General features: G+C 37.6%; 7 protein-coding genes. 1 reads left to right on the top strand and 6 read right to left on the bottom strand.

The window, feature by feature from the left end; all coding sequences use genetic code 11:
• Positions 1 to 81: 81 nt before the first annotated feature.
• From moaCB to nirB, 3 genes are all read right to left on the bottom strand, one after another.
• A complete protein-coding gene (gene moaCB / locus I5M32_RS15490; RefSeq protein WP_200587950.1) occupies positions 82 to 1032 on the bottom strand; it encodes a bifunctional molybdenum cofactor biosynthesis protein MoaC/MoaB in 951 nt (316 codons plus the stop codon).
• A 311-nt stretch (positions 1033 to 1343) separates the two neighbouring features.
• A complete protein-coding gene (nirD, locus tag I5M32_RS15485) occupies positions 1344 to 1733 on the bottom strand; it encodes a nitrite reductase small subunit NirD (RefSeq protein WP_234461986.1) in 390 nt (129 codons plus the stop codon).
• Positions 1734 to 1810: 77 nt separating this feature from the next.
• Positions 1811 to 4306, bottom strand: coding sequence for a nitrite reductase large subunit NirB (nirB, locus tag I5M32_RS15480; RefSeq protein ID WP_200587948.1), 2496 nt, complete (start codon positions 4304 to 4306; stop codon positions 1811 to 1813).
• Between the two features lie 293 nt (positions 4307 to 4599).
• Here nirB and cobA point away from each other — a divergent pair, with 293 nt between their 5' ends.
• Positions 4600 to 5319: a uroporphyrinogen-III C-methyltransferase gene (cobA, locus tag I5M32_RS15475; RefSeq protein ID WP_200587947.1), complete on the top strand. Its 720-nt coding sequence runs from the start codon at positions 4600 to 4602 to the stop codon at positions 5317 to 5319.
• 152 nt (positions 5320 to 5471) lie between these two features.
• On the opposite strand, the gene I5M32_RS15470 is transcribed toward cobA, so the two are convergent.
• The 3 genes from I5M32_RS15470 to I5M32_RS15460 form a co-directional block, all read right to left on the bottom strand.
• A complete protein-coding gene (locus I5M32_RS15470; protein WP_200587946.1) occupies positions 5472 to 6008 on the bottom strand; it encodes a YciE/YciF ferroxidase family protein in 537 nt (178 codons plus the stop codon).
• Positions 6009 to 6220: 212 nt separating this feature from the next.
• Entirely contained in the window at positions 6221 to 6991 is a 771-nt protein-coding gene (locus tag I5M32_RS15465) for a TIGR03915 family putative DNA repair protein (RefSeq protein ID WP_200587945.1), read from the bottom strand.
• Between the two features lie 81 nt (positions 6992 to 7072).
• Positions 7073 to 8332, bottom strand: a complete 1260-nt coding sequence (locus I5M32_RS15460; RefSeq protein ID WP_200587944.1) for a putative DNA modification/repair radical SAM protein — start codon at positions 8330 to 8332, stop codon at positions 7073 to 7075.
• Positions 8333 to 8857 lie beyond the last annotated feature (525 nt).

Below are 8857 nucleotides of genomic sequence, written 5' to 3'. Positions count from 1 at the left end.
AAACCACAACGCAAAACACCAATGAACCAATGACTAATGAACTAATAAACCACAACGCAAAACACCAATGAACCAATAAAACTAATGCCCACCACCTTTCATCATTTTTCTAGCGTGGAAAACAGCGGGCAATATGGCTTCTAAAGATTCTCTGGCCCCAGCAGAACTTCCAGGAAGCGTAAGGATCAAAGTATGAGCGATAGATCCGGCAATTCCCCTGCTCATCATGGCCAATGGCGTTCTTTGCTGCCCAAAGTTTCTCATTGCCTCGGTAATCCCATTAGCGTCACGTTCTAAAATTTCTTTTATGGCCTCAACAGTTAAATCTCTGGGCCCTAAACCCGTACCGCCCGTTGTAAAGATGAAATGAATATCTTCTTTAACCCACTCCAATATTTGTGCTTGTATTCTTTCTTTCTCGTCTGGTAAAATTTTATAATATTTTACCGTTGCATTGGAGGCTTCCAACATCTCTTTGATGATCAGCCCACTTTTATCTTCTCTTTCTCCTTTAGCGGTAGAGTCTGAACAGACCAGTACTGCACAAACCGGTGCCGCAGATAAATATTTTTTTCTATCGGTTTTTCCTCCTTTTTTATCCAATAACCTAATGTTTCCAATCTCTAAAGCTTTATCAACGGGCTTTAGCATATCATAAATTTCTAAAGCCGCAACAGAGATGCCTGTTAGCAGCTCCATTTCTATACCCGTTCTGCCAATAGATTTTGCCGTTCCGTTTATTACAATCCCTGTTTTAGAGAAAACCGAGTTTTCAAAAAAATTGCCATGTAAACGCTCATCCAAAAACTCAAATTTCAGGTCCATCCCATCAATTTGAACGGGGTGGCAATGCGGTAAAAGTTGTGGGGTTAATTTGGCACCAATAAATGCGGCAGCCCTAGCAACATCGAAAAGATTGCCTTTTGGCAATGATCCGTTCTTTATCTGGCCAATGGTAGCTGGCGAACAAAAGACCAAACCAATTGCATTTGCCGTTCTTAAAGTAATTTGCTTACCAGTAATATCTACCATTATTTTTAATTTTTTTGAAAAGCAAAGCTTGTGTTTCAAAACTTCCGATAGTCCTGCTATCCGTTACAAGTCCACACCGCTTTGGGCGGTTGCGGGCTTTTCACTGCTATCAGGTTTATTTAACAAAGGCCTTTGGCAAATTACCAAATTTAAAACAGCAATAATAAAATTATCGCAAGTCTTTTGTTGGTGGCGAGCGTTAAGGATAGGAGTGGCATCCTTTTTTTTGCTTCGGCCCCGCTGGGGATAAAAAAAAGATATAACGGATAGCCTGTTAAAACGCCCAAGATCTTCTTAAAATAAAACCAAGATCAATCTTTAATTTCAATATAAACCCTGCCGTTATTTACAATTACCGGGTATGTTTTGATTTTATAATCATCGCCACTTAAACAATCGCCACTTTTTAAAGAAAAGCTTTTTTTATGGAACGGGCAAGCGACTTTAGGCTCACAATCATCGCCCACACTACCGATCATCCCACGCGATAAAGCCATTTGCTGCTTATGCGGACAAAGGTTTTGAGTAGCAAACCACTCTCCTCTTCTGGTAAAATTAAAAATAGCAATCTGCTCGCCATGGTATTTTACACAAGCGCCTCCGTTTTCTGGTACATCATCAGAATAACAGGCAAAAAACAAATTCTGTACTTCAACGGTACTTTCAATTTCTCTGTCTAAGATTAACATTTCACTCATCATTTCTGGATTTTAATGTTTAACAATTATTTTATTTATAAATTATCCTTACCGGACCTTAGATAACCCAAGGGTTATCCCTACCAAGCTCCTGCTTTTATCTGATCACGCATTCCCTCAAATTTTACGGTTGGGTCTTTTTCTTCTGGGGCGTTAACAAAATGGTTGAAACGCTTTTTCATGTCTGGGTTTTCAATGGCCGCTTTCCACTCGCAGGTGTAGGTGTTAACGTGGTATTCCATTTCTGCCTCTAGTTCTGTGGCTATGCCCAAACTATCGTTTACCACTACATTTTTAAGGTAGGCCATGCCGCCCTCCATTTTATCTAACCAAGTTGCCGTTCTAGTTAATGGGTCTGCTGTTCTGATATAGAACATCAAGAACCTATCGAGGTATTTGATACAGGTTTCGCTATCTATATCTGTTGCCAATAATTGGGCGTGTTTTGGTTTAGAGCCTCCGTTACCGCATACGTACAAGTTCCAGCCTTTTTCTGTGGCAATGATCCCGAAATCTTTAGATTGTGCCTCGGCGCATTCGCGGATACAGCCAGAAACGCCGCCTTTTAATTTATGCGGAGAGCGTAATCCTTTGTACCTGTCTTCTACTTGGATGGCAAAACTTACGCTATCATGCAAGCCAAACCTGCACCAAGTGCTACCAACACAGCTTTTTACCGTACGCAAAGATTTTCCGTAAGCATGGCCGCTTTCAAAACCTGCATCAATCAACCTAGACCAAATAACCGGAAGATCAGACAAATGAGCCCCAAACAAATCTATCCGCTGACCCCCGGTAATTTTGGTGTAAAGACCATATTCTTTTGCTATTTGCCCAATCACGATCAATTTATCAGGGGTAATTTCTCCTCCCGGGATACGAGGCACCACAGAATAAGTACCTCCTTTTTGGATATTTGCCAAAAAGCGATCGTTGCTATCTTGTATGGTATCTTGTTTTAAAATTAGATCGTTCCATAAACTGGCCAAAATACTGGCAACGGCAGGTTTGCAAACCTCGCATCCATCGCCTTTACCAAAAGTATCTAACAATTGATCGTAGCTTTTTATCTTGTTCATTTTGGCCAGATCCAGCAATTCTTGTCGTGAATAATCAAAATGTTCACAAAGCACATTTTTGACATATACGCCGTTTTCTTTCATTGTGCCAGTGATCAAATCTTTCACAATGGGGATACAACCGCCGCAGCCGGTACCCGCTTTGGTGCATTTTTTTATGCCATCTATGGTGTTAATATCTAAGCTTGTAACCGCATCGCAGATAGCACCTTTAGAAACCGCTTCACAAGAACAAATCAGGGCATCGTCTGGCAAAGTCATTACGCCAGAACCGGCAGCGGCCTCGCCGCCCCTAGCTCCCAAAATCAAATCCTCTGGGTTTGGTGGTAAAACAATTTTGTTATTTACCGTTTGCAATAACATATTATAAGCATCGGCATCGCCAATTAAGATACCGCCCAATAGTTGTTTGCCATCGTTAGTGATGTTTATCCTTTTATATATGCCTTTGTGGGTATCTTCAAAAATAATGGAGGTACAATCTGGTTCAGAAACAAAGGCATCGCCAAAACTGGCCACATCTACGCCGATCAGCTTTAGTTTGGTGCTCATATCAAAACCATGAAACTGTTTATCTATATTGCAAAGATGAGAAGCGGCTACTTCTGCCATTTCATAACCCGGCGCAACCAAACCGTAGATCATGTTTTTATAAAGTGCGCATTCGCCGATGGCAAAAATGTCTTTATCTGATGTTTGCATGAATTCGTTCACTACAATGCCGCCCCTTGTACTAACTTCTAAACCAGCTAAACGGGCAATCTCATCCCTTGGCCTGATCCCGGCAGAAATTACCAACATATCTAGATCAAGTTTAGAATCATCGGCGAAAGCCAAACCCTTTATTTCATTTTCTCCAAGAATGGACGAGGTGTTTTTATTTAGGTGGATCTGCAAACCTAACTGCGACAATTTCCCTTGTAGAAGCTTGCTGCCTGCATCATCAATTTGGCGAGGCATTAAACGGGAAGCAAATTCTATCACATGGGTTTCTTTTATACCTAGATCCAATAGGGCTTTAGCGGCTTCTAAACCCAGCAAACCACCGCCCATTACTGCGCCACTTTTACATTTGGCAGCATGGGCTTTCATTTTATCTAGATCTTCTATGGTTCTGTAAACAAAAACGCCCTCTTTTTCTATACCGGGGATATCTGGCACAAACGGGGCAGAACCTGTAGCTAAAACAAGATAGTGGTAAGGTTTGGTGATACCCGAATGGGAATGAACGGTTTTCTCTGTTCTGTTTATTTCTGTAATTGCATCGCCAAGGATTAAATCGATATGGTTTTCTAAATACCAGTCTTTGGTTGATAGGCTTAAATCTTCTATTGTTTTACCATCAAAATAAGAACTTAGGTGCACACGATCATAAGCGATCCTTGGTTCTTCGCCAAATACAGTTATTTGGTATTGATCGGTTTTTGACACTAATTTTTCACAAAACTTATGCCCCACCATGCCATTTCCTATGATAATTATATTTTTCTTGCTCATTTGCACATTTTTTAAAGCTTAAATATGATTTTGACCTTAAAATTTCTGATTATTCAATAAAAATTAAGATAAAATTCTGATTTTATAATTTTTATTGAATAATATTAAAATATTTACACCATAAATGTATAAAAAACATATCTTTAGTCATATAAAATTGAAAATAAATGCAATTTTTAGTATTATTTAAAATAAACACTTAATAATTATTCATTTTTTGACAATTTTTTAAATAAAAAACTGAAAAGTTTTAAAATTTAATATTATATAATTGGGTTTTTAAAGAAAAATTGATGGAAAATATAGATTCTGAGTTAATAATAGTTGGTGCTGGGCCAGGGGATCCCGAATTAATTACCATAAAAGCGATAAAAGTGCTAGAAAAAGCCGACGTTATCTTGTATGATAACCTTGCCAATAAAGATCTTTTAAAATATGCTAAAAGAAATTGCGATTTGGTTTATGTAGGGAAAACACCATACCAAGAATACACCACTCAAGAAAAAATACATGAATTGATAGCAAATTACCTACAATTGAAACTAATAGTGGTAAGGTTGAAAGGTGGCGACCCATTTATTTTTGGGAGGGGAATGGAAGAAATGATGTTTGCCAGAGATTTAGGCTATAAAGCATCCTACATCCCGGGCATCACGAGTATGTTGGCAATTGGCTTATGTGATATCCCTTTAACGCATAGGGGAATTAGCGAGGGTTTATGGATGATCACCGGGACCAAAAAAGATGGCAGTTTATCTAGGGACGTTTGTTTGGCGATGCAAAGTAAAACTACTTTGGTTATTTATATGGGGATGAAAAATTTACCTTTTATTATACAAGAGGCTATTAAATGCGGTAAACCAGATACACCTGCAGCATTGATACAACACGCATCTCTACCTCATATGAAAATGGTAAAAGGAAAATTATGCGACTTACAAAAACTGGCAGAAAAACATGGGATTACGCACCCTGCATTAATAGTTATAGGAGAAGTTGCCGGATTGGGCTGAAGGGGGAAGTTGAAGGTTGAAGGTTTTAGGTTAAAGGCTGAAGGCTGAAAACAGAGAGCAATACAAAATGTATAATTTGTGATTAAAACCCTTTAGGCATAAAAAAACCGGAAATCAAATATAACTCCCGGCTTTGCTAACATTAAAAAATTCTATTCTGCTACCGCTTCTTCATTAACAAAAGATTCTGCTAATTTAGTTAAGGCAACATCTGTTTCTTTCTCATTTTTAAGCGTTTCGCTTAATAAATCATAAATTTCTGTATGCCCCATGTGTTGTGCAAAAACCCTTAAAGTGCCATAAGTGGCAATCTCATAATGCTCTACTTTTTGGGCAGCCAAAATAATGCCTGCATCTCTTGTCATGGTATCTTTTTCGGTATCATTAACAATAACGTTTGCTTCTTCTAAAATGCCTGCCATCGCTTCGCATTTTTTAGCTTTTGCCTTTTCCTCTAATAATTCAAAAACATTTTCAAGCGTTTCTACATGTTTTTTGGTTTCTATCAAATGCTTTTCTATCGCGTTTGCCAACTGTGTGCTGGTGGCAGCCTTCTGCATTTTTGGTAATGCTTTTATCAAGTGGGTTTCTGCCCAGTAAATATCCTGTAATTCTTCTATGAAAAATTTATGGAAATCAGAATCTTTCATTTCTTGGGTAAGTTGGTTTGCTTTTCCGTTGATGCTCATAATGTTTTGTTTTTATTGGTAAATAATGCTTTAAATAGGTAGATGTGATAATTAAAACACAATCACGATGCCAAAAAATTTTTATGGATAATAATTATCCCAAATAACTGATCTAAACCCAGCTTTAGAGTTTATAGTATTTGAATAAATACCTTTTGTGCTATTTTTTAAATTACGAACATGGTTTAGGTTGACCTGTTTTAAAACAGCAATCAATATTCGGGTATTTTTTCTGTAAGGTATTTCCAATACCTTTTTGGCACATGCAGTAAATGCAAACGCATATTCTTTCTTAGCCTGATGTTGGTTTGCGCATAATAGGTACGCCATAAACTTTGATACAAAGGCTCGTCTTTTTTCAACATTTCTAAACCTTCCTCCCTGTTATATTGCCTATTAAATTTCATTTGTATAATTTCTAATTTATAGAGGTCGTAGTAAATGCCATAACTGCGCTTTTGATCAAAAATCAACCATTTTTGGTCTTGGTACCTACTTTTAAAATGTTTGGCAATGATGGGCAAAACGTTAAAATCGGGTTCTATATCTGCATAGTAAATATCGTCGCAAGTTAATTTGAAACGCACAAAAGCTTCCATCCTATGTTTTTCACGATGAACGGACTTTGTATATTGTGCCAATTTTAGAACTGAAGGATGGCTCATATCTTTCATTACGTTTACCTTGGGGTTTGCCAAAGCGTATTTGATCACATCAAAAATATAACCTTCGCAAAGCTCTTCTTCGGTTAATAAACTATAAATGATCTTTTGTATGCCCAACTCCCCCATCAAAGCTTTTAGCTTCACATAAACCCTTTCTGCTTTTCTGGGGTTTGTGCTTACCCTTCTCATCCCATCGGTAAACAAAACCATGGGCAAACCTTGTTTTCTGATGACTACATTTTTCAGTTTACGTTCATAAGCCTCAAACACGGCAGAAAAGAAGCCCTCTACGCTATGATCATAAGTTAATAAATACATAAGAATAAAATTATTTAAAGCTAAATGCAAAAAGCTTAAGGCAGAAGGCAAAAAGCCAAGGTTTATATTTGATCGTATATTTTAAAACAATGCTAACTGTGGTTGATAATGCTCTTCATATTTACTATTGATTGTTTTTAGGATGATTTCTTTTAGATTTTGATGGTGCAAGGTTTGCAGATTTTGTAAAGAATTACTAAAAGAAATAAAATGTTTTGCCCTGTTTAAGGCAACGCCCATCTTTTTCAGGTGATCGGCATTTAATTTTGAGAACTTTCTGCCGCCAATGATCTTCCAAGCCGATTTTATGCCCACACCCGGGATACGCAAGATCATCTCTATATCTGCATTTTGGATGTTGATAGGAAAAAAATGGAGATTTCTTAAAGCCCAACCCAATTTTGGGTCCACATCCAACTCTAAAAATGGCTGTTTGGGGTCTAAAATCTCATCGGCCTTAAAGCCATAAAACCGCATCAACCAATCTGCTTGGTACAAACGGTTTTCCCTTAACATGGGTACTTGGCTTTGCAAAGACGGTAACCTACTATCATTTGCAACGGGCACATAACCAGAATAATAAACCCTTTTTAGGTTAAAATCTTTATAAAAATGGTTTGCCGTATGGATGATTTGCAGATCTGTTTCTGGCGTTGCACCGATGATCATTTGTGTACTTTGCCCACCGGGAGCAAACTTTGGCGTTTTTTTGAACCGTTTTTTCTCGTCATTATAAACCAAGATCTCGTTTTTCACAAAATTCATGGGATCGATCATATCTTGGCGGTTCTTATCTGGTGCCAATAATTTAAGACCTTCTTCTGTTGGCAATTCTAAATTTACGCTCAACCTATCGGCGTAAAGCCCTGCCTCATGCATCAATTCATCAGATGCGCCCGGTATGCTTTTTAAATGGATGTAACCGTTAAAATTTTCTTCTAAACGCAGTTTTTTTGCCACTTGTACCAAACGCTCCATGGTGGTATCGGCACTTTTAAAAATTCCCGAGCTTAAAAATAAACCCTCAATGTAATTTCGACGGTAAAAATTGATGGTTAGATCTACCACTTCTTGTACGGTAAAGGCTGCCCGCTTAATGTCGTTACTTTTGCGGGTTACGCAATAAGCACAATCGAAAATGCAAACGTTGGTGAGCAAAATTTTGAGCAAAGAAACGCAGCGCCCATCTTCTGTATAAGAATGGCAAATGCCCATTCCCGTTGCATTTCCCAGGCCTTTATCTTTATTGTTTCTTTTGCTTCCGCTTGATGCGCAAGAAACATCATATTTAGCGGCATCAGCCAAAATGGATAGTTTTTCAGTAATCCGTTCGAAATTCATAGAACAAAAATACTAAATATTTTAGTTTTAAATACTAATATTTTTAGTTTTATTGAATGGGTTTTAACCACAGGAGAAAGCTGAGGAGAATTATTTTTCAATATAAGCTTCGTCTTTCTTCATTCCTTCATGTTCATTTTTAACCCCGGAGGACACAAAGTCCGCAGAGTTGAATGTTTACAAGTTTTTTATGGAAGTTTTAAATCTGCGCTAATCATCTAAATCTGCGGGAGAATTTTTTAATCATAGAAACGGAGTTGGTTATGTTTTTTAACCGCAGAGGTCACTAAAGACACAGAGTTGGGTGGCCACTAAAATCATGGAAATCCTTAAATCATGAAAATCATGGTTCAGACAATTTTTAACCGCAAACATGCAAAGTTCACAGAGTTGGGCGGTAAGCTGTAATCATGGAAATCCTATAATCCTCCAAATCCTAATTCAGAAAATTTTAAATTGACGTTAAATATTTAATAATTAGGTTCTTACAAAAAATTTAATGAGCTATTTATATGCCAAATAGCT

The sequence above is a fragment of the Pedobacter segetis genome, from assembly GCF_016623585.1.
Classification (GTDB): Bacteria; Bacteroidota; Bacteroidia; order Sphingobacteriales; family Sphingobacteriaceae; genus Pseudopedobacter; species Pseudopedobacter segetis.
The sequence above is the reverse complement of the archived record's forward strand: the minus strand, read 5'-3'. Positions and strand labels throughout refer to the sequence as shown.

Bases quoted from the DNA above. Each gene is read 5' to 3' on its own strand.
- moaCB (WP_200587950.1), bottom strand. From the start codon at position 1,032: ATGGTAGATATTACTGGTAAGCAAATTACTTTAAGAACGGCAAATGCA.
- nirD (WP_234461986.1), bottom strand. From the start codon at position 1,733: ATGATGAGTGAAATGTTAATCTTAGACAGAGAAATTGAAAGTACCGTT.
- nirB (WP_200587948.1), bottom strand. From the start codon at position 4,306: ATGAGCAAGAAAAATATAATTATCATAGGAAATGGCATGGTGGGGCAT.
- cobA (WP_200587947.1), top strand. From the start codon at position 4,600: ATGGAAAATATAGATTCTGAGTTAATAATAGTTGGTGCTGGGCCAGGG.
- I5M32_RS15470 (WP_200587946.1), bottom strand. From the start codon at position 6,008: ATGAGCATCAACGGAAAAGCAAACCAACTTACCCAAGAAATGAAAGAT.
- I5M32_RS15465 (WP_200587945.1), bottom strand. From the start codon at position 6,991: ATGTATTTATTAACTTATGATCATAGCGTAGAGGGCTTCTTTTCTGCC.
- I5M32_RS15460 (WP_200587944.1), bottom strand. From the start codon at position 8,332: ATGAATTTCGAACGGATTACTGAAAAACTATCCATTTTGGCTGATGCC.